Below are 24,292 nucleotides of genomic sequence, written 5' to 3'. Positions count from 1 at the left end.
GCGGTCGCTGGCCCGCCGCCACCAGCACCTGTCCACCGAGATCACCGAACTCGACGACCTACTCCAGCCGTTGATCGCCGCGATCAACCCCGACCTGCTCGAGGCCAACGGCGTCGGCGCCGACACCACCGGGCAGCTCCTGGTCACCGCCGGCGAGAACCACGACCGGCTCACCCGCGAAGCCGCGTTCGCCATGCTCTGCGGCGTCGCCCCGATCCCCGCCAGCTCCGGCAAAACCACCCGACACCGCCTCAACCACGGCGGCGACCGGCAAGCCAACGCCGCGCTCTACCACGTCGTGCTATCCCGCCTGCGCTGGGACCCCGCACCCGCGAATACATGCAACGACGCACCAAAGAAGGCATGTCCAAAAAAGAGATCATCCGCTGGTAAGCAGAGCAAAGCGTCGCGCACACCCAGCTCAGACCACGGAACAGACCTCGTCCCAGCACCTCGCCAGCGACGCCGGCGGCTCGCCGACTCGGGCTTCCGGCGGCTCGCGGACTCAGACCTCCGGCGAGGAGGTGGCGCTGGGGCGGTGGCGGAGGTCCTCGACGTAGTCGTCGGGCGCGCCGGCCTTCTCGGCCGCGTTGGCGATCTCGGAGAGATACCAGGCGGTGGGCAGGCCGCCCTCATACCCGTCGTAGACGTAGACCCACGCGCTGAACTCGCCCTCGAGGGTTGATACACGCACGGTGAGCTTCTGGTACGCCCCCGCGGTCACCCCCTCGACCTCGTCGAGCTGTGCCGCGTCCCACGGATGCACGTCGTAGAGCGACACGAAGACCCGGTCGCCGGGTGACTCGACGATCGTGGTCACGGCCCCCTCCCAGCCCATTTCCGCCTCACCGGCGAAGGTCAGGCGCCAGCCTTCTATCCACCCCACGCCGACCATGGGCGAGTGCGGACAGTAGGCCCGCATGCGGGCCGGGTCCAGGTTTGAGCCATACGCGGCGTAATGACGCACGGCGATGACGATAGCCGGATACGGCGGTCGTGGAGAATACAAGTGGTGCGTGTCGGCACAGTTGGCTGTTACGGAGGGGAACGTCGTGAGTCGGATCGTGATCATCGGTGGGGGTCCGGGCGGGTATGAGGCTGCCCTGGTCGCCGCCCAGCTGGACGCGGAGGTGACGCTCGTCGAGGCCGACGGCCCGGGTGGCGCCTGCGTGCTGACCGACTGCGTTCCGTCGAAGACGTTCATCGCCAGCTCCGAGGTTATGACCGGGTATCGGCACAACGAGCGGTTCGGCATCCGCTCGGCCGGCCTCGACGGGGTGTCCGTCAACGCGGTGGCGGTGAACAGCCGGGTCAAGAAGCTCGCCCTGGCCCAGTCGAGTGACATCCAGGCCAAGCTGGTCAAGGCGGGCGTCGAGGTCATTCAGGGCCGGGCGCTGCTCGGCGAGGACACCCTCGGCCACACCCACCAGGTGCTGGTCATGCCCGAGGAGGGCGAGATGTACTCGATCGAGGCGTCGACGGTGCTGCTGGCCACCGGCGCGACCCCGCGGGTGCTGCCCACCGCCCGGCCGGACGGCGAGCGCATCCTCGACTGGCGGCAGGTGTACGACCTCACCGAGCTGCCCGAGCATCTGATCGTGGTCGGCTCCGGCGTGACCGGCGCCGAGTTCGCCAGCGCCTACCTGGCGATGGGCACCAAGGTCACGCTGGTCTCCAGCCGCGAGCGGGTCATGCCGCACGAGGACGCCGACGCGGCCATGGCGATCGAGCGGGTGTTCCGCGAGCGTGGCATGACCATCCTCAACCAGTCGCGGGCCGAGTCGGTGGTCAACACCGGCGACGGCGTGCTGGTCACGCTCTCCGACGGCCGTACGGTCGAGGGCTCGCACGCGCTCATGGCGGTCGGCGCGATCCCGAACACCGAACGGCTGGGCCTGCGGGAGTACGGCGTCGACGTGGGCCCCGGCGGGTACCTGACCGTCGACCGCGTCTCGCGCACAAACGTGCCCGGCATCTACGGCGCCGGCGACTGCACCGGCGTGCTGCCGCTGGCCAGCGTGGCGGCCATGCAGGGGCGCATCGCGATCTGGCACGCCATGGGCGAGGCGGTGGCCCCGCTGCGGCTGCGCACGGTCTCGGCGAACGTGTTCACCGACCCCGAGCTGGCCACGGTCGGCGTCTCGCAGAACGAGGTGGACTCCGGCCGCACCCCGGCCCGGCAGGTGATGCTGCCGCTGACCGGCAACGCCCGGGCCAAGATGACCGACCTGCACGACGGCTTCGTAAAGCTGTTCTGCCGACCGGCCACCGGTCAGATCATCGGCGGCGTGGTGGTGGCGCCCAAGGCGAGCGAGCTGATCCTGCCGATCACCATGGCGATCGAGAACAACCTGACGGTGGACCAGCTGGCCCACACGATCACTATCTACCCGTCGTTGTCGGGGTCGATCGCGGAAGCAGCCCGTCAGCTGATGCAGCACGAGCGGCAATGACGTCGGCCTCGGCCGCCGCCGCCACGGCGGCCCGGTCGACGGCCTGCTCGGCGTCGGCCTCCTTCTTGCCGCCGAAGAGGGCGAGGATCCAGCCGGCGGTGCCGAAGACGACCGCGGCGGTGGCGGCGATCGAGAACAGTCGCCACGCCGACTGGGTGACGGCCGTGCCGCCGACGTGACCGACCAGGCCGCCGTAGCTGGCCCAGCAGAGCGCGGCGGCCCCGTCGTAGAGGGCGAACAGCTTGAGCGGATAGCCCGTGCGACCGGCGTGGAAACCGGCGGCCATCCGGCCGCCGGGCACGAATCGGCAGAGCAGCAGCACCAGGGGGCCCGGCCGGCGCAGCCCGCGGGTGAAGCGGACCGCGGCCTTGCGGGTCCGGGACTGCTCGCGGGGGTGGTCGTCGTCGTGTTTCGGGGCGCAGCGGGCCCGCAGCGACGCGAGCCAGCCGCGGCCGACCTGGCCGGTCGAGCGGCCCAGGAAGTAGGCGATGGAGTCGCCCGCCAGCATGCCGGCCGCGCCGATCGCGATCACCACGGGGAGATCGAGATTGCCGTAGACAGTGAGCGCCCCGGATGTGATCATGATCGCCTGGATCGGAACGACCGGGATCATCGCGTCGACCGTCAGGAAGCCGAACAGCGCCAAGTAGGCCCACACGGGTGTGGCCATCATGGTCAACAATTCGGTCATCGCTTCGGCCACCTCACGCCTTCAGGGCTCGCCACATTCTTGACGGGCGTACCTGAGAATGTGCTGTGTTACAGCATGCGCCCTGATCAGGCCGCGCCCACGGTGATGCCCGACACGGTGTCATCACGATCGTTCCGGCGCGGTTCCGCCGGTTATCTCCGGCCATTTCACCCTAGGCGTGGCACCGGTTTTTTGCTCGCCTCTGGCGGGCGTACCGTTTGATTTGCCGGAGACGCCGGGTCCCCCGTTCTCGGCGTGCCGGCCGCGGGCCGTCGGTAGGTCCCGTACCGACGGCCCGCCCCCTTCGCGGTGGCAGCCGCGTCTGCGCGCGTCGCCTCAGTCGATCGTGCAGATCACCGTGCCGGCCGTCACCGTCGCGCCGACCTCGGCCGACAACCCCGCGACCGTGCCCGATCGGTGGGCCTGCAACGGCTGTTCCATCTTCATCGCCTCGACCACCACGATCGTGTCGCCCTCCTGCACCTGGTCGCCGTCGGAGACCGCGACCTTCACGATCGTGCCCTGCATCGGCGCGGTCAGGGCGGCCGCCCCGCCCGCGGCGGCCGCCGCCGCGCCGCCACCGGACCGGCGCGCGGCCGGACGTGCCGGTGCGGCCCCGCCCGTACGCGTGAAAAGGCTTGCCGGAAGGCTCACCTCCAGCCGCTTTCCGCCCACCTCGACCACGACGGTCTCGCGCTCGCCCGGCGCGCCCGCGGCGGCGGACGGCGCGCTGAACGCCGGCACCCCGCCGGCCCACTCGGTCTCGATCCACCGCGTGTGGACGGTGAACGGCGAGCTCGTGAACGCCGGGTCGCGCACCACGGCCCGGTGGAAGGGCAGCACCGTCGCGATGCCCTCGACGACCGTCTCGTCGAGAGCTCGGCGGGCCCGCTCGAGTGCCTCCTCGCGGGTCGCGCCCACGATGATGATCTTGGCCAGCAGCGAGTCGAAGTTGCCGCCGATCACGCTGCCCGCCTCGACGCCCGCGTCGACCCGCACGCCGGGGCCGAGCGGCCAGGCCAGCGCGGTGACCGTGCCCGGCGCCGGCAGGAAGCCCCGGCCCGGATCCTCGCCGTTGAGGCGGAACTCGATCGCGTGCCCGCGCGGCGCCGGATCGTCGGTCAGCGCCAGCGGAGAACCGTCGGCGATGCGGAACTGCTCGCGCACCAGGTCGAGACCGGCCGTCTCCTCGCTCACCGGGTGCTCGACCTGCAGGCGGGTGTTGACCTCGAGGAACGAGATGGTGCCGTCCTGGCCCACCAGGTATTCGACGGTGCCGGCGCCGTGGTACCCCGCCTCGCGGCAGATCGCCTTGGCGCTCGAGTGGATCTCGGCGCGCTGGGCGTCGGTGAGGAACGGCGCCGGCGCCTCCTCGACCAGCTTCTGGTGGCGGCGCTGGAGGGAGCAGTCGCGGGTGCCGACCACGATGACGTTGCCGTGCGTGTCGGCCAGGACCTGCGCCTCCACGTGGCGGGGACGATCCAGATAGCGCTCGACGAAGCACTCGCCGCGCCCGAAGGCCGCCACCGCCTCGCGGGTCGCGCTCTCGAACAGCGCTGGGATCTCATCGAGGGTGCGGGCCACCTTGAGCCCGCGGCCGCCGCCGCCGAACGCCGCCTTGATCGCCACGGGCAGCCCGTGCTCCTCGGCGAACGCGATGATCTCGCTCGCGTCGGCCACCGGCTCGGCGGTGCCGGCCACCAGCGGCGCTCCCGCCCGCTGGGCGATGTGCCGGGCGGTCACCTTGTCGCCCAGGTCGCGGATCGCCTGCGGGGTGGGACCGATCCAGGTGCGGCCGGCGTCGAGCACGGCCTGCGCGAACTCGGCGTTCTCGGAGAGGAAGCCATAGCCCGGGTGCACCGCGTCGGCGCCGCTGCGCGCCGCGACGTCGAGCAGCTTGTCAATGCGCAGGTAGCTCTCGGCCGCGGTGTCGCCACCCAACGCGTACGCCTCGCCGGCCAGCCGGGCATGCGGGGCCTCCCGGTCGCTGTCGGCATAGACGGCGACGCTGGCGAGGCCCGCGTCCTGGCAGGCCCGGATGACCCGGACGGCGATCTCGCCTCGGTTGGCGATCAATACCTTGCGCACGGTCTGAGCTTAATGGCAGGCACCGACAGTTCTACTCGGAAGTAGGGTCCGTGCCGGGGCCGGGGCCGGGGCCGAGATGAATAACCTACGCTTCCCGCATGATAGAGACTCGCGGGTTGCGCAAGGCGTTCTCGTCGCGCCAGGGGCGCGAGAAAAAGACCGTCGAGGCCGTACGCGGCGTTGATCTGGACGTGTCCGAGGGGGAGATATTCGGGTTCCTCGGTCCGAACGGGGCCGGCAAGACCACCACGCTGCGGATGCTCGCCACGCTGATCGAGCCGGACGGCGGCACCGCCACGATCGCCGGCGCCGACCTGCTGCGTGATCCGGCCGAGGTGCGCCGCCGTATCGGATATGTCGCCCAGGGCGGCAGCACGTGGGACGACTCCACCGCGCGCGAGGAGCTGGTGCTGCAGGCGCGCCTCTACGGCGCGAGCAAGGCGTCGGCCCAGGCCCGTGCCGCGAAGGTGCTCGAGGGTTTCCAATTGACCGAGTACGCCGACCGCAAGTGCAAGACGTACTCCGGCGGTCAGCGCCGCCGGGTCGACATCGCGCTCGGCATCATCCACGAACCCAAGGTCGTCTTTCTCGACGAGCCGACCACCGGTCTCGACCCGCAGAGCCGCGCGCACATGTGGGACGAGATCCGCCGTCTGCGTGCGGAGGGCATGACGGTTTTCATCACCACGCACTACCTCGACGAGGCCGACGCGCTCTGCGATCGCATCTCCATCATGGACCACGGTGAGATCGTCGCTTCCGGCACGCCCGCCGCGCTCAAGCGCGAGATCTCCGGCGACGTGGTTCGCGTCGGTCTGCCGGTGGATGCGGTCGCTGCCGCGGCTTCCGCCCTGGCGGCTTACAAGATGGAGACGTACGACGACAGCGTGCGCCTCTACGTGGACGACGGGGCGACCGCGATCCCGCAGATCCTGCGCGCCCTCGACGCGGCCGACGTCCCGCTGGGCACGATCGAGCTGCACCGCCCCAGCCTCGACGACGTCTTCCTGACCAAGACCGGCCGATCCCTGCGGGAGAGCTGACTCATGAAGCTTCTGCGTGACACCTCACTGATCTTTCAGCGCCAGATGCAGCTGCTGCTGCGCAATCCGGTCTGGATCTTCGTGGGCGTCTTCCAGCCGGTGATGTATCTGCTGCTGTTCGCGCCGCTGCTGAAACCCGCGCTCCAGGTGCGCTCCAACGCCGAGGCGTACGAGATCTTCGTGCCCGGTCTTCTGGTTCTGCTCGCGATCTTCGGGGGCCTCTTCCAGGGGTTCGGCCTGATCGCGGAGCTGCGCGCCGGGGTGATCGAACGCTCCCGGGTGACGCCCGTCAGCCGCCTGGCCCTCCTGCTCGGCCGGTCGTTGCGCGACGTGGTCTCGCTGATCGCCCAGGCGGTGATCATCACGCTGCTGGCGCTGCTCTTCGACCTGCGGGTGGTCCTCGGCAACCTGCTGCTGGCCTACCTGATGCTCGCGCTGATCTCGCTGATGACCTCGGCGCTCAGCTACGGCGTCGCGCTCGCGGTGAAGAGCGAGGACGCGCTGGCGCCGGTGATGAACACGGTGGCCCAGCCCGTGCTGCTGCTCTCCGGGATCCTGCTGCCGCTGACGTTCGCCCCCGGCTGGCTGCAGGGCATCGCCGACTGGAATCCGTTCTCGTGGGCGGTGGACGGCACGCGGGCGCTGTTCCGCGGCGACCTGGGCTCGCCCGACGTCTGGCAGGGCCTGCTCATCATGGCGGCGCTGGCGGCCGTGGCGGTGGGCTGGGCGGCGCGGATGTTCGCGAAGAGCGTGCGCTGAGGCCTCGGCGCTCGGTTGGCCTCGGCGCCTGGTTTCAGGCCCGCCACAGCTGGGTGATCGAGACGCCCATTTCGATGAGGAGTTTGCGGAGGAGCGGCAGCGACAGCCCGATGACGTTGCCCGGGTCGCCCTCGATCCGGTCGATGAACGCTCCTCCGCGCCCATCGATCGTGAACGACCCGGCCACGTTGAGCGGCTCGTCGGTCGCCACGTAGGCCGCGATCTCCTCGTCGGTGATGTCGGCGAAGTGCACCACGGTCGTGCCCACGGCCTCGGCCTGCCGCCCGCTGACCAGCCCGGTGACATGATGGCCGGTGTGCAGCACGCCCGAGCGGCCGCGCATCACCTGCCACCGCTTGGCGGCCTCCTCGGCGTTCGCCGGCTTCCCGAAGATCTCCCCCTCGAAGGCCAGCACCGAATCACACCCGAGCACCAGAATCCCCGGATCGGCCGGCAGCTCGGCCGCGACGGCGCGCGCCTTCATCCGGGCCAGCGCGAGGCTGAGCTCATAGGCGTCGCCGGCCGCGACGACGGACTCATCCACGCCGCTGACCATCACTTCGGCCTCGATCCCCGCGGCGCTGAGCAGAGCCCGCCGCGCGGGACTGGCCGAAGCAAGGACAAGGCGGTAGTCCACGTCGTTTCCCACGCCCAAGAGGCTACAAGCCGGAACCGCGCGGAAGGCGGACAGACCCCCGCGTTTCCGCCCAGAGTCTCAGAAGTTCCGCCGCCGCCGCACCACCAGAAACCCGATCAAGCCGCCCGCCACGACCAGCCCGGCAAGCACCCCAAGAATCAACGGAGTGCTACTCGACGCCGGTTCGGCGTCGCTGGCGTCCGGCGCCGCAGCAGTGGTAGCGGCCGGATCGATATATCCGTCGTTGCCATTCCAGGTGGCGCTTCCCTTCGGGGCGGCGGACGCGGCACCGCTTCCCAGCGGAGCCACATCGGCGGTCAACGCCTTGATGACGTTCAGCTTGCCGTAGCCACATTCGTCGTCGCGCCCGGGTGGACCGATGTCGTCTGCCGTGGCCTCCAGGCGGTGAACAATTTCAGGCCCCGACAAGTCGGGAAACTTCGCCCGCACAAGCGCGACAGCTCCCGAGACGATGGCCGTCGACAAGGATGTCCCGTCAGCCTCGGCATATCGGTTCTTGGGCTCGGCAGTAGTGATGTCGACGCCGGGGGCGCAGATGTCAACCTTTTTGTCGACGACTGAGCCCGATGAGTGCTTTCCGTTTTTGTCGACTGCCCCGACGGCCAGAACGCCATCGATCGCTGCCGGATACCCGATGATGGCGTCCTTGCTGGTGTTTCCCACGGCGGCCACCACAACGACGTCATCGTCGATCGCAGTATCGACTGCGTCGATCAGATCGCCCGATGGCCCGGTCACCGCGGAGAAGTTGATTACCTTCGCGCCGTGAGCCGCCGCCCAGCTAACACCCTTGATCGCTCCGTCCAGGGACACGTCGCTTATCTTGTCGGTGACTTTTACGGGAAGTATCTTGGCGGCAGGAGCGAGCCCAAGAACTCCGTTGCCGCCGCTCTTTCCGTGGGCGGCGATCAATGCCGCCACATTAGTTCCGTGGCCGACGGCATCCGCGCGCCCGTCCCCTTTGCCGCCAGGCTGAAGATCGACTCCGGCTAGGAGGTTCCGCGCGAGATCGGGATGGGGGTATACGCCAGTGTCCAAAACGGCAACTGTTACGCCGGATCCCTTGCTGATGGCCTGGGCCTGCGCTATATCCAGACTTTTCAGATGCCACTGATCGTTGCGGATTCCGTCCGCATAGGCGGGAGTCTCCGGAAGTGCGAGGGCGGCCGCAAGCGTAAGAGCGCCTGCGGCCGCGATGAATCGAAAACGCATTTGTCAGCCGAGCCCGATGGCCGGCCCCGGGTCGACACGCTGCACGGGTGCCGGCGACACCACGGGGTCGACGCCCTCAGCGGTCTCCCACGGGTTGTCCGGGTCCCAGCTTGCGCTCTCCGCCTGGTCTCGGCGGCCGGACCGTCGACCAGCCGCACCCTGTCCGTACATGCCGGCGTTCGCGGGGTGCTCAGCGGCGGCGGACATGCCGCCCACAGCGCCGCGGCGCGGTCCAGTGGCGCCTCCGCCCTCGCCGATCACGCCACCGACCGGGTTGATGCGCGCACCGACACGACCGGCACCCGGCTGGCCCAGGCCGATGCCCGAGGCGCCGCGGGCCGGCGTGCCGCCGACTGGCATTCCGCCGATCACCCCGTTGGGCGCCATCGCGCGCAGCCCGCCCTCGGGCAGGCTTCCGCCCGGCCGCAGGAGCCCCTCACGCGGTACTCCGCCGCCACGTCCGAGGCCGGGCGTGGTTGGTGTCAGGGGTGAGGTGCCGCCCGGCAACACGCCCGGGGTCGGCGGAAGCAGGCCTGGGTTGGGCAGCGGGCCGGTGCCGCCAGGAAGTGTCGGAGTAATCGGGCTGATGCCCGGTGCGGTCGGCGTGGGCAGCGTGGGCTGGGCCCCGCCCAGGACGAGCCCCGGTTGCACCGTTCCGACGCTTGGCGGGTTAACCGGCGGGGGAAGCGTCGTCGGCGTGGATGTCGCGAAGGTCCCAGTGGCGTTCGCCGGTCTTGTAGAAATGCCACCGTTGTCTGGGTAGCTCGGTGTAATCGGCGGGATCGGGGGAGGGGTGTAGGTGTCTCCGTCTTTGACGGTCTTGTTCTCGTCGCGGACTTCCAGCTTGGTATAGCGCGGTGGCGTGACGATTCTGGACTGGGCCTGGGCCAAGTCGGTGCTTACGCTGCTGAGCAAGGTCGCTGCCTGGCGGCGCAACTCCTCCTGGCGGCCCGGTGCGACCGGGGACTCGTCGCCGCTCGGGCTGGGGCTTGGGGTCGGAGTGCTGCTGTTCTGCGCGGCCTGCTTCTTGGCGTTGTAGGTGTCCAGCGCCGTCTTGTTGCTCTGGTACTCCGCGTAGATCTTGTTCATCTTGACCTGGGCCTGGTAGATCGACCCGGTGGCCGCGGAGAAGGCGTCGTGGTTGGTGAGCGACGCCTCGTACGTGTCGGTGAGGTTCTTGATGAGCTCGTCGAGCCGGGCCAGGTACGCCGCCGAGGCCGCGCTGCGCTCGGGGGGCCAGGCCGCCGCGAGGTTGTCGCGATACTCCTGCACCTGGTAACGGTGCGAGCTCAGCAGCTCGGCCGATTTCTGCCAGCCGCTGACCAGATCCCACTGGGCGTCGGTGTTGGGATTCTGGATGAGCTCCTGCATCTTTTCGAGCGTCATCGACTCCCACGGGGTGCCGCCGCCACCGCCACCTGCGTCCAGCATCAGGCCGCCCCCTCACCGGTCTGGTCGGACGGGATGCCGACCTGTTCGAATGCCTTGTCCACATCGCGCACCTTCGCGTGGGCGAAGGCGTCGGAGCCGCTGTATGTCTTGCTGATGTCCTCGGCGGCGGTCGCGAAGCCCTGCGTCCCGTTCGCGTAGTTGTACACGTTCTGGTGGGCGACGTCGGCCGCCTCGTGGTGGACGAAGAGGAACGTGAGCAGCTCGATGAACTCGCTGGGCGGGTCGGGGAGCTTCGTCGACATCGCGTCGGTGACGGGCGAGAGGTGCGGGGCGTAGCTGTCCTTCACGTTCGCGGACAACTTCGTGGCGAACTGCTCCATCGCCTGGATGTCGGCCTCGATCTGGCTGAAGTCCGCATACCCGTAGTCGCGCAGCCAAGCGGGGCCGCGGTCCTCCTCTGGAATCACTTGTTGCCCTCCCCGTACTGAATCCAGCTCTCGAACGCCGGACACCGGCGACGCATAGGTGAGCGTAGTGGGTCACCGCCAGCGACGGGGAGCCCACCTCGCCGCCTGTGGACAGTCGAAACCCATCCGAAATCGATCGATGCTCGATGATTTACCGGGGGAGGGCGGAGTGGCGCCAGGAAAGGGGGCCCATGGACGGACGCGCGGACATTGTCCACGCGGAGCGCGCGGCCGGCCGGGACGTCGCATCCATCGCCGTGGATCGGATCGCGAAGATCGCGGCCAGAGCGGCCAGCTCTTGATCGGTTGGAGTGCCGCGCACGACGCTGACCAGGGGTTCCGCATCCATCGACCAAGCTTACGACCTTGGTGGGGTGGTCCGGTGACACGAATCCCACACTCGGCTGATCGATTCGCTGTGGCTGGACATGACCGGGTATTTTCTGCGTGATGTCTTCTTCTCCCCCAGCCGTTGTCGCTGACCGTTACCGGCTCGTCGCGCCGCTCGGTCAGGGCGGGATGGGTCGCGTCTGGCGGGCGACCGATGTCGTCCTGCACCGCGATGTCGCCATCAAGGAGCTGGTTCCGCCGCCCGGGCTGACGCCGGGCGAGCGGCAGGAGATGCGCGAGCGCTCGCTGCGCGAGGCGCGCGCGATCGCGCGGCTCAACAACATCAACGTGGTCCGCGTTTTCGACGTTCTGCGTACGGACGCCGACCCGTGGATCGTCATGGAGTACGTTCCGTCCCGCTCGCTGCAGGACACGCTGGCCGCCGACGGCCCGTTCAGCCCGGTGCGCGCGGCCGAGATCGGGCTCGGCGTGCTGGGCGCCCTGCGCGCCGCGCACCGCGCCGGGGTGGTGCACCGCGATGTCAAGCCGGGCAACGTGCTGCTCGGCGCCGACGGCCGGGTGGTGCTCACCGACTTCGGCCTGGCCACCGTGCCGGGCGACCCCAACGTCACACGTACGGGTCTGGTGCTCGGCTCCCCGGCGTACATCGCGCCGGAGCGTGCTCGCGACGGCACGGCCGGCCCCGCCGCCGACCTCTGGTCGCTGGGCGCCACCCTCTACGCCGCGGTGGAGGGCACCTCGCCGTTCGCCCGCCCCTCCGCGATCGCCACCCTCGCGGCCCTGGCCACCGAAAATCCGCCCCCGGCGCGCAACGCCGGCCCGCTCAAGCCGGTGCTCAACGGCCTGCTCCGCAAGGACCCGACGCACCGGATCAACGCGGAGGAGGCCGAGCGCCTGCTCAACCGCGCCGCCGGCCGCCGCTCCAAGCTGGCCTTCCCGATGAGCCCGACCATGCGCCGCCCCGGCGCTGGCCGCGACCGGCCGAGCGGCTTGATGGCGCCGACCGGCTCCACCCCGGTGGTTCCGGGTCCGCGCCCGCCGGTGGTGCCCGCGCGGCCGGTCGACCCGCCGGGCCGTCCGCCCGTGTCGGGTGGCCGCCCGGCGGCCGGCGGTGGCCGGCCGCCGGTCTATATCCCGGGGAAGGCACAGGTCGGCCCGGCCGAGACGCCGACGCGAGTCGACGGCCCCAAGGTCGACGCTCCGCGTCTCGACGCCACGCGGGTCGATACGCCGCCGGTCCGCGACGACCGGACGGCAAAGCTTTTCGGTACCAGCCGTGGCGAGGCCGGCGGTCTGACGGCGGCTGACGTCGCCGCCAACCGCCGCCGCCAGGCCGCCCCCGAACACGAGCAGTCGCTGGCCGACGCGACTGCCCTGGTCGGCCGCATCGACACCGCACCCGCCGACGCCACCACCGTTGTCGGCGGCCCCCCGGCCGACGCCACCAGGGTCGTCAGCGGCCCGGCGGCCGATGCCACCAGGGTCGTCAGTGGTCCGGCGACCGACGCAGCGGGGGTCGTCGGCTCGCCCGCCGACGCCACCACGGTCGTCGACGCGCCCAAGAAGGGTGCGCAAAAGTCGAGGAAGGCCCCCACCAAGGCAAACCCCGCCAATGCAAAGCCCACCAAGGCGGGCCCCGCGCAGGCAAAGGCGACGACGGAGGCAGCCACAGCCACGTCCGCACCGGTCGAGGTCGAGGCGACCCCCGTCGAGACAAAAGCGACGACCACCGAGAAAACGTCGGCCGAGGCAGAGACGGCTGAGGCAAAGTCAGCCGAGGTAAAGGCGGCCGAGGCGAAGCCGGCTGAGACCGACCCGACCGACGCTGAGCCGACCGACGCTGAGCCGCCGGAGTCACTGACCGGTGCGCAGGCGGTCGAGACAGAGGTCGCCGAGCCGGTGTCGGAGGAAGCCGACGCTCCGGCGACCGACAAGGACGCCGAGACCGGCGAGGCCAAGGCCATCGCGGACACGCCCGATGCCGGGACGCTGGGCAAGAGCACGACCGCCGCCGAGCCCGAGGCCGACCAGCAAAGCAAGAGCCAGGACGGGACCAAACCCCAGGACGAGACCAAGGGCGAGGACGAGACGAAGGCCGAGCCCGAGGCCGAGGCGGCGACCCCGATAGGGCCCGCAACGGCGCCCGCCCCGGAAGGCCCCGACACCCCCGGCGACCCGAACCCCGTCTCGCCGGCGATCGGCCGCTCCACCCGTCCCGCCTGGCGGCCCATGGAGATCGCCCCGGCCCGCCGCGGCGGGGTCACCGTCTTCGGCACCCGCCTGACCTATCCCCAGGCCGCGGTCGGCGCCGGCGTACTCCTGCTGGTTCTGGTCCTGATCGGCGTGCTCACCGCCCAGGCCTTCGGCGACGACCAGCCCGGCGCCGCGCCCACCGTCGCGCCCACCACCCAGCAGCAGGCCGGAGCCTCGCAGCCGGGCGGCAACGCGAGCGCCGGCGCCCAGCCGGGCGCGGGCACCGGCACCAACAACGGCAACGGCACCGGCAACCCGGCAACGACCGCGCCCACGAACCCGTCGAGCGCGCCCCCGACCAGCTCGGCCGCCTTCACGCTGCCGGCCGGCTGGCGCATGTACACCGCGGGCGCGACCGGCCGCGGCCCCGGCTTCACCATCCCGCTGCCGAACGGCGCCAAGCCCGCCGGTGGCGGCGGCACCGAGGTGCGGTTCCGCTGGAACAACCGACTGCTGATCGTCGACCGCAGCAACTCGCCGCAGGCCGACGCCTACCAGGACTGGAAGAACCAGGAGTCGGCCCGCCGCGGCGGCTACCGCAACTACTCGCTCATCAAGATCGAGCGCGTGAAGTACCGCGACTACGACTCGGTCGCCGACTGGGAGTTCCTGTACACCACGGACGACGGCAATCGCCAGCACGCGGTCAAGCGGAACATCCGCGTCGACAGCAGTGCCGCGTACTCCATCTCCTGGTACACGACCCCGGCGGACTGGGCCGCTTCGCAGAGCGATTTGCAGCTGCTCTACCAGGGCTTTCAGCCGAAATAACGGGCCCGAGGGGCGCGCCGATGTGCGTAAGCCGAATGAATGGGTAATTCATCCGGTATCACGGATGGAGGTGCAGTCCCATGAACTGCCGACGACACGGCAGTAAGCCCACAATCGCCCTCTGGATGCTGGTCGCGGTCGCTGACCTCGCGATTCTGGTCGCCGCCACCGGCGTGGTCGCCATGCTTCTGATCGTGGTGGCCATGCTCGCGGTCGGCGGCGGCGTGGTCGCCTCCCGGTCGCTGTTTCGGCCACCGGCCCAGCCCGCGAAGGTAGTGGCCCGCCGACGCGCCTAACGTGATCGGCTACAGTCGCCCGGGTGTCGATCGACGGTGTGACTGATCTCTGGGACAAGCTGCTCGGCGCTCAGCCGGATCCGCCCGGCCTGCTCGTGCTGCTCACCGCCCTGGCCGGCCTGCTCGCGGTGGCGTTCCGCCCGGTGTGGCGAGTGGCCCGCAACGCGGTGACGATCGCGCACGAGGGTGGTCACGCGCTGGCGGCTCTGCTGACCGGGCGCCGATTGCGCGGCATCCGCCTGGAGTTCGACACGTCCGGCCTGACGCTCTCGTCCGGCCGCCCGACCGGCCCCGGCATGATGCTGACGCTGCTCGGCGGCTATATCGCGCCGTCGCTCGTGGGCGTGCTCGGCGCCTGGCTGCTCGGCGGCAACCGGATCACGCTGCTGCTCTGGCTGGCGGTGGTTCTGCTGCTGCTCATGCTGATCAACATCCGCAACCTGTTCGGCGTGGTCTCGGTGGTCATCACGGGCGCCGTCGTCTTCGCGGTCTCCTGGTTCGCCTCACCCCAGGTGCAGGCGATTTTCGCGTACGCCGGGGTCTGGTTCCTGCTTTTCGGGGGTGTGCGTCCCGTCTTCGAGCTGCAGAGCCTCCGGCGGCGCGGCCGGATGCCCGAGTCGGACGCCGACCAGCTCGCCCACATCACGCACGTCCCGGCGCTGTTCTGGGTCGGCGTCTTCCTGATCGTGAACCTGGCCGCCCTGGTGATCGGCGCGTTCCTGTTGGCCGGCCAGTGGCTGCCGCAGTCCGCCTGACGACACAACAGCACTCTGTTGAGCGATAGAGCGGAGCCACCTTCGTCGATATGTTCCGGAGATGGCGAGCGATGTCGGGATGGCCTGGACGACCGGGGTGGTCGCCTTCGTCGCCGCCGTGCCGCTGTGGAAGTACACGACCCACGCCATCACGATCGCCCACGAGGGCGGTCACGCAATGTTCGGGTCGCTGACCGGCCTCTTCGTGAAGAGGATCAGGATAGATAGGGGCGGTGCCGGCGAAACGGCGTATTCCAAAGACATCAAGGATTTGAGTCTGCTGGAGACGCTCATGTCGGGTCTGGCGGGCTATCTCGGACCGTCGCTGTTCGGGCTGGCCGGTGCGTGGATGCTGGTGCACGGTATTTCGCCGCGTTCCGTTCTGCTGATGACGCTCCTGCTCATGGCCATGCTTCTGGTCATGGTGCGCAACCTCTTCGGCCTCTTCGTGGTGCCGTTGACCGGAGCCCTGATCTGGGTGGTAGCAATGCGCGCGACTGAGCAGGTGCAGCTGGTTTTCGCGTACGTCTGGGTGTGGTTCTTGCTGATGGGCGGCACCCGCCAGATTCCCGAGCTGTTCAGCGTATGGAAGGAGGGCAGCGAGCCGGACACCAGATCGCTGTCCGACAAATCGGGCCTGTCCAGCGCCTTCTTCGTTGCGCTGTTCTGGGCCGCGTCGCTGGCAGCGCTCGTCTATGGCGGGGTTCTGCTGCTGCGGCATCCGGTTTAGAGCGGGATGTTGCCGTGCTTCTTGGGCGGCAGCGACTCCCGCTTGGTGCGCAGCATCCGCAGCCCCCGGGTGATCTGCGCGCGGGTCTCCGACGGCTGGATCACGGCGTCGACGTAGCCGCGCTCGGCCGCGATGTACGGGTTCGCGAGCGTGTCCTCGTACTCCTGAATGAGCTCGGCCCGGCGCTCGGGCGAGTCGATCTCGCCGCGGTAGAGGATGTTGACGGCGCCCTGGGCGCCCATGACGGCGATCTGGGCGGTGGGCCAGGCGAAGTTGAGGTCGGCGCCGAGGTGCTTGGAGCCCATCACGTCGTACGCCCCGCCGTAGGCCTTGCGGGTGATGACGGTGACCTTGGGGACCGTGGCTTCGGCGTACGCGTAAATCAGTTTTGCCCCTCGGCGGATGATGCCGTCCCACTCCTGCGAGGTGCCGGGGAGGAATCCGGGGACGTCGACGAAGGTGACCACCGGAATGTTGAAGGCGTCGCAGGTGCGCACGAAGCGGGCGGCTTTTTCGCTGGCGGCGATGTCGAGGGTGCCGGCGAAGTGCATGGGCTGGTTGGCGACCACGCCGACGGGGCGGCCCTCGATGCGGCCGAAGCCGACCACGATGTTCTGGGCGTAGAGCGGCTGGACCTCGAGGAAGTCGTCGACGACGGTCTCGACGACCTTCTTGATGTCGTAGGGCTGGTTGGCCGAGTCGGGGATCAGCGTGTTGAGCCCCTCGTCCGCCGCCGTCATCGACAAGTCGGACAAATCCTCATAAGCAACTGGTTCGTCCAGGTTGTTCGACGGCAGGTAGGACAGCAGCGCCCGCACGTAGTCGATGGCGTCGTCCTCATCGGAGGCCAGGTAGTGGGCGTTGCCCGACCGCGAGTTGTGGGTGCGCGCGCCGCCGAGCTCCTCGAAGCCGACCTCTTCGCCGGTGACCGTCTTGATCACGTCGGGGCCGGTGATGAACATGTGCGAGGTCTGGTCGACCATGACGGTGAAGTCGGTGATCGCGGGGGAGTAGACGGCGCCGCCGGCGCAGGGGCCCATGATCAGGGAGATCTGCGGGATGACGCCGCTGGCGCGCACGTTGCGGAAGAAGATGTCGGCGTAGAGGCCGAGGGCGACGACGCCCTCTTGGATGCGGGCGCCGCCGGAGTCGTTGATGCCGATGATCGGGCAGCCGGTCTTCATGGCGAGATCGAGGACCTTGACGATCTTCTCGCCGAAGACTTCGCCGAGGGAGCCGCCGAAGACGGTGAAGTCCTGGGAGAAGACGCAGACCTGGCGGCCGTCGACGGTGCCGTAGCCGGTGACCACGCCGTCGCCGTAGGGCCTGTTCTTGTCGAGGCCGAAGTTGGTGCTGCGGTGCCGGGCGAGCTCGTCCAGTTCGACGAACGAGCCCTCGTCGAGCAGCAGCTCGATGCGTTCGCGGGCGGTCTTCTTGCCGCGGGCGTGCTGCTTCTCGACCGCGCGGGCGGAGCCGGCGTGGACCGCTTCCTCGGTGCGGCGCTCGAGGTCGGCGAGCTTCCCGGCGGTGGTGTGGATGTCGGCCTCGACCGGTCCCTGCTGCGTCGTCACGGTGTTCCTCGGGTAGATGAAGAGCCTCGCTCGTGATCGTAATGCCGGGGCGTCGGGGCGGCGCTACGAGTGCGTTTCGCACCCAATGCCCTATTCGTTACTTCAGGCGTGACGAACTGGATGACCGCGGCCGGGCTCGCCCTCATCGCCGGTGGCCTCGCCACATTGATCAGCTTCCGGTCGATGCTGTTCGGCCGCGGGGCACGCCGGGCCGGCCGGCGGTCTTTGGAGGCGCCGCGCAGTCGTCCGGCATTGCCCGCGGGCCCGGTCGCCGAGCACCCGGAGGGGCAGCCGGATGCGCTCGGCGAGCCGTCGAGGCGTGCGCGGCGCGGGCGGCGGCGCGCGCTGGCCATGGCATCCGGCGAGCACGAGATCCCGTCGATGTCGCCGGGGGCCGAGGAGGACGATCTCGGTGGGCTGGCCTCGATCGGCTTCGCCGGCGAGGAGGAGGCCGATGCGGTCCCGGCGGTGGGTGCGGACGCTTTTGACGCGTACGCCGACAGCTGCGCCGACGCCGAGGAGGAAGAGGAGCTCGCGCCGGCCGGCCTTCCTTCCGACCGCTACGGCGACCGGGTCGAGGGCTGGGTCCGCCCGGAGTACCACGAGCAGGCCGGCGAGCCCCGTCCCGGCGAGTACTGGACGCCCATCCCGGTCGACCTGGCCGGCGATCCCGAGCCGTCGGCGAAGGGCTACGGCTGGCCACGCCCGGTCGAGCGCCTCCCCGCCGTCCCCGACTACGAGCCGGCCACCGGCTTCGACCTCGTCCCGGTGGTCTCCGAGCCGACCGAGGTGGTGCCGACGTGGCCGATGAACGACGACCGGGCGGGGCGGATCCGGTTGCCCCGCTCGTGGGCGGCCCGCAACGACAAGCCGTCCCGTGCCGACAAGCCGTCTCGCGCCGACAAGCTGTCCGGCAGCGACAAGCTGTCTCGCGACCACAAGCCGTCTCGTGACGAGCAACCGGATCAGCCGCCGCCGGTCGCGCGCCGTCGTCCGCGCCCGCGGCCCCGCCCGGAGCCGCCGGCCGAGCGCAACACCACCGTGTACGTCAGCCGGCACGCCGCCGATCCGACGCCGGGCCCGGGCCGCTGACTTGACGCCGCGCTGGGCCGCTGAGTTGACGCCGCGCTGGGCCGCTGACTTGACGCCGCGCCGGGGCATCTGAGGTCTGGCCTCCGGCCGCGGGCGGACCCCTCGCGGATCAGCCCGGACTACGCTCGTCGGATGCCCGCTTCGCCGTACACGGACCTGGACCGGCCGCCGCTCTCGTCGCGCGGCCTCGAGCGGGCCCTGGTGACTCCCCGCAGCCTCTGGACCAAGATTGACATCCGTGCCGAGACCGGCTCCACCAATGCCGACGCCGCCGCGGCCGCCCTGCGCGGCGAGCCCGAGGGCCTGGTCGTGGTGGCCGAGCAGCAGACCGCCGGCCGTGGGCGCCGCGATCGGCGGTGGACCTCTCCGCCGCGCGCCGGGCTAACCCTGAGCGTCCTGCTCCGCCCCGGCGCCGCCGACTCCGAGCGGGGCTGGCCCGCCGCGCCCACCGGCGGTTACGGCTGGTTGCCGCTGCTGGCCGGCGTCGCCCTGGTCGAGGCGGTCCGCCGGGTCGCCGAGGTGGAAGCGGCCCTGAAGTGGCCCAACGACCTGCTGGTCGGTGACGGCAAATGCGCGGGCATCCTGGCCGAGGTGTCCGGCGACGCCGTGATCGTCGGGATCGGACTCAACGTGACCACCCGCGCCGAGGAACTGCCCGCGACGAGTGGGCCGCCCCCGAGCGCCGGGCTTCCCGCGACGGGCGGGCTGCCCGCGACCTCGCTGCGGCTGGCCGGCGCGGCCGCCACCGATCGCGATCCGATCCTGCGGGCCCTGCTGCGCGGCATCGCCGGGTGGTACGGCGGGTGGCGCGAGGCGGGCGGCGACGCGGAGCTGTCCGGCCTGCTCGCCGCGTATCGCCGGGAGTGCGCCACCATCGGCCGGCGGGTGCGGGCGCTGCTGCCCGGCGGCGGCGAGATCACCGGCGAGGCGACCGACGTGGACAACGACGGCCAGTTGGTGGTGATCCGTACGGCTGACGCCACCGTGCATCGCGTCTCGGCGGGTGACGTGCTGCACGTACGCTGACGGCGTGGCATTCCCGGACGAGGTTCTCACCGACGAGGAGGAGGTCGTCCTCCACCTGCATCCGCACTGGAAGACGGCGCTCCGCCCGGCCCTGGTCGTGTTGCTGGCGCTGGTCACCGCGGCTTTCGCCTGGGTGATGCTGCCGCAGAACACCGGCGGCCTGCTGGGCTTCGGCGTGGTCGCGCTGATCATGGGTTACTACGGCATCCGGTACGGCGTCGCCCCGCTGGTCGTCTGGCGCTGCACCCACTACGTGGTGACCAACGAGCGCGTCCTGCTCCAGGACGGCGTGATCGCCCGCGAGCGCCGCGACCTCCCGCTCAACCGGATCAACGACCACCTGCTGACCCAGACGGTCCTCGACCGCCTCTTCGGCAGCGGCACCCTGACCATCGACTCGATCGGCGACCAGGCCGCGGTCCTGACCGCCGTCCCGCACGCGCACCAGCTGCAGACCGCCCTCTACGAGCTGATCGAGCTGCTACCGGACGACGAAGACGAAGAAGCCGACGACCTGGAAGAGGAGCGACACGGATTGCCCCCGCAGCGGCGATCGCTCTTCCGGCGAGGGACATCCGAGCCAACTGCGCCCAACGACCGCTAACTCACCGGTTACTAGGCGATCGCCCGCGGAGCGAAGCGGAGCCAGCTGGCTCAGCCTCAGCCTCGGCGCTCAGTTCGGCGAAACCGGCTACCGGGTCGAGCTCGGCCAGCTCGGCCTCGTGGCCGTCGACCGGGGGCTTCAGGAAGACGAACGTGCGGTACGCCCAGAAGCGGAAGATCGTCGCGCACACGATGCCGAGCAGGGTAACGCCCATGAAGAGCAGCTCGTCGTGCTCCTCGGTGAGGCCGAAGCCGTACTTGGCGGTCGCCACCGCGCCGGACTGGATGACCATGCCGACCAGGTTGAAGCCGAAGAACAGCGTGTACTCCCGGCGCAACGCCGTACGCGTGTGATGCCGGTACGTCCAGTAACGGTTCGCGAAGTACGCCAGCGTCGTGGTCACGAGCGTCGCGATGACGCTCGCCTTGACCGCGCCGATCGGCAGCGCTGCCCACGTGATCGCCATGTAGAGCAGCGTGTTGCCGGCGCCGATGACTCCGAAGGCGATGGCTTCGGGGGCCAGGCGGCGCAGGCGTTCCGTCAGCGTGCTGGCTGAAGGCATGGGGGACAACCTTTGGTGAGGAGAGGAATCTGTCACGCCGTGTCACGCACCGGCGAGGGCGCTGCCACGTTGGTCGCGCGGGGTTCGGGATGCTGCTCCACGGCGCTCTTGACTGGGGATGCGGTGGCGCGGAACACGAATCGCCGGTACGACCAGAAGCGGAACAGTGTGCCCAGGCCCGTCCCGATGAGCAGGCCCGAGATGTTGTCGGCGAGCGCCGACTGGAACGACGGCCAGACCGAGCCCAGGCCGTAGTGGCTGATCGCGAGGCAGGCCAGGCCGATGCCGAGGCCGATCGCGTTCAGCACGAAGAACAACGTGTACTGCCGGGCCATGTGGTCGTGGACCCGATCACGCCAGGTCCAGAACCGGTTGCCGGCGAACGCGAACGTGGTCGCGATGACCGTGGACACGGTCTTGGCGAACAGTGTCTCCCAGCCCACGCCGAGCAGGACATTGAAGATCGCCACATCGATCGCGAACGAGATCGTGCCGACCGTGCCGAACTTGCCCAGCTCGCGAATCAGCGCCCGAAGCCTCGCTCGCAGGCGGGACTGTGGCGTCGGCGAGGTATCAGGCACGCCCCGAGAGTACCGGCCGCTGTCACGGACCGCAGTTTTCGTTGGCGAGTCTTAACCGGTTCCGTTGGCCCGGTGACGCTGCCGGTACGAAAGGTGACGCAGCCCGTCGACCTCCCGGATCTCGGCGAACCGCCCCCGGCATTCGCCGCACCACCCTAGGTGAGCCCGCATCCGGCCGTCGTCACGTGGCGCGAGGCGGCCGCGCAGGTGCCCGCCGAGCCGGTCGCCCGCCCAGCGGCACTCCGGGTGTTCGGCGACCGCGATGTGTTGTTGGAGATACAGGCTGCGCAGCCCCTCCCGGGCGCGGTGGGCGAGCACGGCCACCGCGTTCGGCGTCATGCCGAACATGCCGGCCACCTCGGCCGGCGTGTTGCCCTCGACGGCGGTCTGCCAGAGCACGTCGCGCCAGCGCTCGGGCAGCTGCCGGAAGGCGGCCGCCGCATACGCCCGCTCCAGCCGGTCGAGCGCCGGGTCGGTGAACGGCTCGCCTTCGTCGTAGCGGGTGAGGTCGTCGGTGAACTCGAGCCGCCGGTCGCGGCGGGCGCGGTGGTAGCAGACGTGTCGCATGGTCGTGTGCAGGTAGGCGCGGAAGGCGACCAGCGGCCCGCGCCCGGCGCGCAACGAGGCGAACACCTTCGCGAAGGTCTCGGCGACCAGGTCGTCGGCGTCCGCCGGATCGCGGGAGAGCCCGTATGCCAGTTGCCGTGCCGCGGTGCGATGGCGCTCGTAGAGCGTGCCGTAGGCGGCGGTGTCGCCGGCCCGGACCGCCGCCAAGAGATCGGTGTCCGAGTCCGGTTCTGCTACCGGCATCGTCATTCCTGCCCCCTAAAGACGGGAAGACCAGATATCCGCAGTTTAAGGTGTTTAATCCGATTTGCGGAAGTCCGCCGAACGGCCGGGCGTCGAGGGCGGAACAGCCGACGCTGCGCGCACGTGCGCTAAGTGGCGAAGAATCGATCGTCTGCAAGCAAGGTTTCCGAGGATTGTGCGGTCTTCCACAGGATTTCCCGATGAACCTCCGGTGGTGCGGCCTTAGGCTCAGGTGACTCCCATGACCTCCCTCCCCGAGGTCATTGGTCAGCGCCGACCGAAGGAGATCGCATGCAGCAGCCCCCGACCTCGCACGCCCGCCTCCAGGCGTGGGTCGACGAGGTAGCAGCCCTGACCACGCCCGACCGGATCGTCTGGTGCGACGGCTCGGAGTCCGAGTGGACCGGCATCACCGATGCCCTGGTCGACTCCGGCGCCCTGGTCCGCCTCGACCCGGCCAAGAAACCCAACTCGTTCTGGGCCCGCACCGACCCCGGTGACGTCGCCCGCGTCGAGGAACGCACCTTCATCTGCTCGGTCGACGAGGCCGACGCCGGGCCGACCAACAACTGGATGGCGCCGGCCGAGATGAAGGCGACCATGACCGAGCTGTACCGCGGCTGCATGCGCGGCCGGACGATGTACGTCGTCCCGTTCTGCATGGGCCCGCTCGACGCGCCGCAACCCATGTTCGGCGTGGAGCTCACCGACAGCCCGTACGTGGTGGCGAGCATGCGGATCATGACCCGGATGGGCGCCGAGGTGCTTTCCGCTCTGGAGAGTTCCGGCGCCGATTTCGTGCCGGCGCTGCACTCGGTCGGCGCGCCGCTCGAGCCGGGACAGCAGGATGTCCCCTGGCCGTGCAACGAGACCAAATACATCTCGCACTTCCCCGAGACCCGCGAGATCTGGTCGTTCGGCTCCGGGTACGGCGGCAACTCGCTGCTCGGCAAGAAGTGCTACGCGCTGCGCATCGCCAGCGTGGCCGCCCGCGACGAGGGGTGGCTCGCCGAGCACATGCTGATCATGAAGCTGACCTCGCCCGAGGGCCGAGTCCGCTACATCGCCGGCGCGTTCCCCTCGGCCTGCGGCAAGACCAACCTCGCGATGCTCGAGCCGACGCTGCCCGGCTGGAAGGTCGAGACCGTCGGCGACGACATCGCCTGGATGCGGTTCGGCGAGGACGGCCGCCTGTGGGCCACCAACCCCGAGTTCGGCCTGTTCGGCGTCGCGCCCGGCACCGACTTCCACACCAATCCGAACGCGATGCGCACGCTGGCCCAGGGCAACTCGATCTTCACCAACGTCGCGCTCACCGACGACGGCGACATCTGGTGGGAGGGCATGGGCTCGCCCCCGGCGCACCTGACGGACTGGAAGAACCAGGATTGGACGCCTTCCTCCGACGCGCCCTCGAGCCACCCCAACAGCCGATTCTGTACGCCGATCGAGCAGTGCCCGATCCTGGCCGAGGAGTATCACGACCCGCGCGGCGTACCGATCGACGCGATCCTGTTCGGTGGCCGGCGCAAGACGACGATCCCGCTGGTCACCGAGGCGCGTGACTGGGTGCACGGCGTCTACCTCGGCGCCACCCTCTCGTCGGAGACCACTGCCGCGGCGGTCGGCCAGGTTGGTGTCGTGCGCCGCGACCCGATGGCGATGCTGCCGTTCATCGGCTACCACGCCGGCGACTACTTCCAGCACTGGATCGACATGGCCAAGGGCGCCTCCGGCGACGCCGCCAAGCTGCCGAAGGTCTTCTACGTCAACTGGTTCCGCCGCGGCGAGGACGGCCGCTTCCTGTGGCCCGGCTTCGGCGAGAACAGCCGCGTCCTGAAGTGGATCGCCGAGCGCCTCGACGGTCGCGGCGAGGCCGTGGAGACGGCCATCGGACACGTGCCGACCCCAGACGCCCTGGACACCACCGGTCTGGACATCTCGGAGGCGGATCTCGCGGCCGCGCTCAAGGTCGACCGCGACGAGTGGCTGGCCGAGATCCCCCAGGTCACCGAGTGGTTCACCAAGTTCGGCGACAAGCTGCCGACGGTCCTGTGGGCCGAGCTCGACGCCCTCCGAGCCCGACTGACGGAAGCAGCCTGACCCGGCACGGAGCTCTGCGCGCGG

General features: G+C 70.0%; 22 protein-coding genes and 2 pseudogenes. 12 read left to right on the top strand and 12 right to left on the bottom strand.

The genetic code is table 11. The annotated features are described in order from the left end of the window. Positions 1 to 70: 70 nt before the first annotated feature. Positions 71 to 268: pseudogene (locus ACFQS1_RS17065) on the top strand (transposase); the annotation flags it as partial. Positions 269 to 505: 237 nt separating this feature from the next. On the opposite strand, the gene ACFQS1_RS17060 reads toward ACFQS1_RS17065, so the two are convergent. Next, on the bottom strand, positions 506 to 967 hold the full coding sequence (locus tag ACFQS1_RS17060) for a gamma-glutamylcyclotransferase (RefSeq protein WP_378969105.1): 462 nt from the start codon (positions 965 to 967) through the stop codon (positions 506 to 508). An 85-nt stretch (positions 968 to 1,052) separates the two neighbouring features. Between ACFQS1_RS17060 and ACFQS1_RS17055 the strand changes: the two genes are divergently transcribed. Beyond that, entirely contained in the window at positions 1,053 to 2,453 is a 1,401-nt protein-coding gene (locus tag ACFQS1_RS17055; RefSeq protein WP_378969103.1) for an NAD(P)H-quinone dehydrogenase, read from the top strand. On the opposite strand, the gene ACFQS1_RS17050 is transcribed toward ACFQS1_RS17055, so the two are convergent. Together ACFQS1_RS17050 and ACFQS1_RS17045 are read right to left on the bottom strand one after the other, a co-directional pair. After that, positions 2,383 to 3,144, bottom strand: coding sequence for a DedA family protein (locus ACFQS1_RS17050; RefSeq protein ID WP_378969100.1), 762 nt, complete (start codon positions 3,142 to 3,144; stop codon positions 2,383 to 2,385). The genes ACFQS1_RS17055 and ACFQS1_RS17050 overlap by 71 nt on opposite strands. A 336-nt stretch (positions 3,145 to 3,480) precedes the next feature. Further along, positions 3,481 to 5,232: an acetyl/propionyl/methylcrotonyl-CoA carboxylase subunit alpha gene (locus ACFQS1_RS17045; protein WP_378969098.1), complete on the bottom strand. Its 1,752-nt coding sequence runs from the start codon at positions 5,230 to 5,232 to the stop codon at positions 3,481 to 3,483. A gap of 98 nt (positions 5,233 to 5,330) precedes the next feature. Here ACFQS1_RS17045 and ACFQS1_RS17040 point away from each other — a divergent pair, with 98 nt between their 5' ends. After that, positions 5,331 to 6,275, top strand: a complete 945-nt coding sequence (locus ACFQS1_RS17040) for an ATP-binding cassette domain-containing protein (RefSeq protein ID WP_378969095.1) — start codon at positions 5,331 to 5,333, stop codon at positions 6,273 to 6,275. A 3-nt stretch (positions 6,276 to 6,278) separates the two neighbouring features. Continuing rightward, complete coding sequence (locus ACFQS1_RS17035; protein WP_378969092.1) at positions 6,279 to 7,034, top strand: ABC transporter permease; 756 nt, start codon at positions 6,279 to 6,281, stop codon at positions 7,032 to 7,034. Positions 7,035 to 7,068: 34 nt separating this feature from the next. Here ACFQS1_RS17035 and ACFQS1_RS17030 read toward each other — a convergent pair whose 3' ends face one another. The 5 genes from ACFQS1_RS17030 to ACFQS1_RS17010 form a co-directional block, all read right to left on the bottom strand. After that, positions 7,069 to 7,683, bottom strand: coding sequence for a Maf family protein (locus tag ACFQS1_RS17030; RefSeq protein WP_378969090.1), 615 nt, complete (start codon positions 7,681 to 7,683; stop codon positions 7,069 to 7,071). A gap of 66 nt (positions 7,684 to 7,749) precedes the next feature. Next, the gene (locus ACFQS1_RS17025) at positions 7,750 to 8,904 is read right to left on the bottom strand and encodes a S8 family serine peptidase (RefSeq protein ID WP_378969087.1); all 1,155 of its coding nucleotides are present in this window, start codon (positions 8,902 to 8,904) and stop codon (positions 7,750 to 7,752) included. 3 nt (positions 8,905 to 8,907) lie between these two features. Beyond that, positions 8,908 to 10,335 (bottom strand): hypothetical protein, encoded by a 1,428-nt coding sequence (locus ACFQS1_RS17020; RefSeq protein ID WP_378969084.1) that lies wholly within the window; start codon positions 10,333 to 10,335, stop codon positions 8,908 to 8,910. Continuing rightward, a complete protein-coding gene (locus ACFQS1_RS17015) occupies positions 10,335 to 10,763 on the bottom strand; it encodes a hypothetical protein (protein WP_378969082.1) in 429 nt (142 codons plus the stop codon). Before ACFQS1_RS17015 ends, ACFQS1_RS17020 begins: the two co-directional genes overlap by 1 nt. Positions 10,764 to 10,914: 151 nt before the next feature. Further along, positions 10,915 to 11,112, bottom strand: a complete 198-nt coding sequence (locus ACFQS1_RS17010) for an acyl-CoA carboxylase epsilon subunit (protein WP_378969079.1) — start codon at positions 11,110 to 11,112, stop codon at positions 10,915 to 10,917. A gap of 101 nt (positions 11,113 to 11,213) precedes the next feature. Here ACFQS1_RS17010 and ACFQS1_RS40630 point away from each other — a divergent pair. From ACFQS1_RS40630 to ACFQS1_RS16990, 4 genes and pseudogenes are all read left to right on the top strand, one after another. Beyond that, positions 11,214 to 12,818 (top strand): annotated as a pseudogene (locus ACFQS1_RS40630) (serine/threonine-protein kinase); the annotation flags it as partial. Positions 12,819 to 14,218: 1,400 nt separating this feature from the next. After that, positions 14,219 to 14,434 carry a hypothetical protein gene (locus tag ACFQS1_RS17000; RefSeq protein ID WP_378969075.1) on the top strand — a complete coding sequence of 72 codons (216 nt, stop codon included), beginning with the start codon at positions 14,219 to 14,221 and terminating at the stop codon, positions 14,432 to 14,434. Positions 14,435 to 14,457: 23 nt separating this feature from the next. Further along, positions 14,458 to 15,189 carry a M50 family metallopeptidase gene (locus ACFQS1_RS16995; protein WP_378969072.1) on the top strand — a complete coding sequence of 244 codons (732 nt, stop codon included), beginning with the start codon at positions 14,458 to 14,460 and terminating at the stop codon, positions 15,187 to 15,189. A gap of 61 nt (positions 15,190 to 15,250) precedes the next feature. Next, positions 15,251 to 15,919, top strand: a complete 669-nt coding sequence (locus ACFQS1_RS16990) for a M50 family metallopeptidase (RefSeq protein WP_378969070.1) — start codon at positions 15,251 to 15,253, stop codon at positions 15,917 to 15,919. On the opposite strand, the gene ACFQS1_RS16985 is transcribed toward ACFQS1_RS16990, so the two are convergent. Continuing rightward, the gene (locus ACFQS1_RS16985; protein WP_378969067.1) at positions 15,916 to 17,490 is read right to left on the bottom strand and encodes an acyl-CoA carboxylase subunit beta; all 1,575 of its coding nucleotides are present in this window, start codon (positions 17,488 to 17,490) and stop codon (positions 15,916 to 15,918) included. The two genes, ACFQS1_RS16990 and ACFQS1_RS16985, sit on opposite strands and share 4 nt — an antisense overlap. 108 nt (positions 17,491 to 17,598) lie before the next feature. On the opposite strand from ACFQS1_RS16985, the gene ACFQS1_RS16980 reads away from it, so the two are divergent. The 3 genes from ACFQS1_RS16980 to ACFQS1_RS16970 all read left to right on the top strand — a co-directional run bounded on the left by ACFQS1_RS16980 (position 17,599) and on the right by ACFQS1_RS16970 (position 20,212). After that, complete coding sequence (locus ACFQS1_RS16980) at positions 17,599 to 18,582, top strand: hypothetical protein (protein WP_378969065.1); 984 nt, start codon at positions 17,599 to 17,601, stop codon at positions 18,580 to 18,582. A gap of 132 nt (positions 18,583 to 18,714) precedes the next feature. Next, a complete protein-coding gene (locus tag ACFQS1_RS16975; protein WP_378969062.1) occupies positions 18,715 to 19,608 on the top strand; it encodes a biotin--[acetyl-CoA-carboxylase] ligase in 894 nt (297 codons plus the stop codon). Positions 19,609 to 19,612: 4 nt separating this feature from the next. After that, positions 19,613 to 20,212, top strand: coding sequence for a PH domain-containing protein (locus ACFQS1_RS16970; protein ID WP_378969060.1), 600 nt, complete (start codon positions 19,613 to 19,615; stop codon positions 20,210 to 20,212). Between the two features lies 1 nt (position 20,213). Here ACFQS1_RS16970 and ACFQS1_RS16965 read toward each other — a convergent pair whose 3' ends face one another. From ACFQS1_RS16965 to ACFQS1_RS16955, 3 genes are read right to left on the bottom strand one after another with little or no spacing between them, the layout of a single operon-like run. Then, the gene (locus ACFQS1_RS16965) at positions 20,214 to 20,774 is read right to left on the bottom strand and encodes a GtrA family protein (protein WP_378969057.1); all 561 of its coding nucleotides are present in this window, start codon (positions 20,772 to 20,774) and stop codon (positions 20,214 to 20,216) included. A 32-nt stretch (positions 20,775 to 20,806) separates the two neighbouring features. Next, positions 20,807 to 21,355, bottom strand: coding sequence for a GtrA family protein (locus ACFQS1_RS16960; RefSeq protein ID WP_378969055.1), 549 nt, complete (start codon positions 21,353 to 21,355; stop codon positions 20,807 to 20,809). Positions 21,356 to 21,406: 51 nt separating this feature from the next. Further along, complete coding sequence (locus ACFQS1_RS16955) at positions 21,407 to 22,165, bottom strand: sigma-70 family RNA polymerase sigma factor (RefSeq protein ID WP_378969052.1); 759 nt, start codon at positions 22,163 to 22,165, stop codon at positions 21,407 to 21,409. Between the two features lie 291 nt (positions 22,166 to 22,456). Here ACFQS1_RS16955 and ACFQS1_RS16950 point away from each other — a divergent pair, with 291 nt between their 5' ends. Continuing rightward, a complete protein-coding gene (locus ACFQS1_RS16950; RefSeq protein WP_378969050.1) occupies positions 22,457 to 24,268 on the top strand; it encodes a phosphoenolpyruvate carboxykinase (GTP) in 1,812 nt (603 codons plus the stop codon). Positions 24,269 to 24,292: the final 24 nt, after the last annotated feature.

Source organism: Paractinoplanes rhizophilus (genome assembly GCF_042664765.1).
GTDB lineage: Bacteria > Actinomycetota > Actinomycetes > Mycobacteriales > Micromonosporaceae > Actinoplanes > Actinoplanes rhizophilus.
The sequence above is the reverse complement of the archived record's forward strand: the minus strand, read 5'-3'. Positions and strand labels throughout refer to the sequence as shown.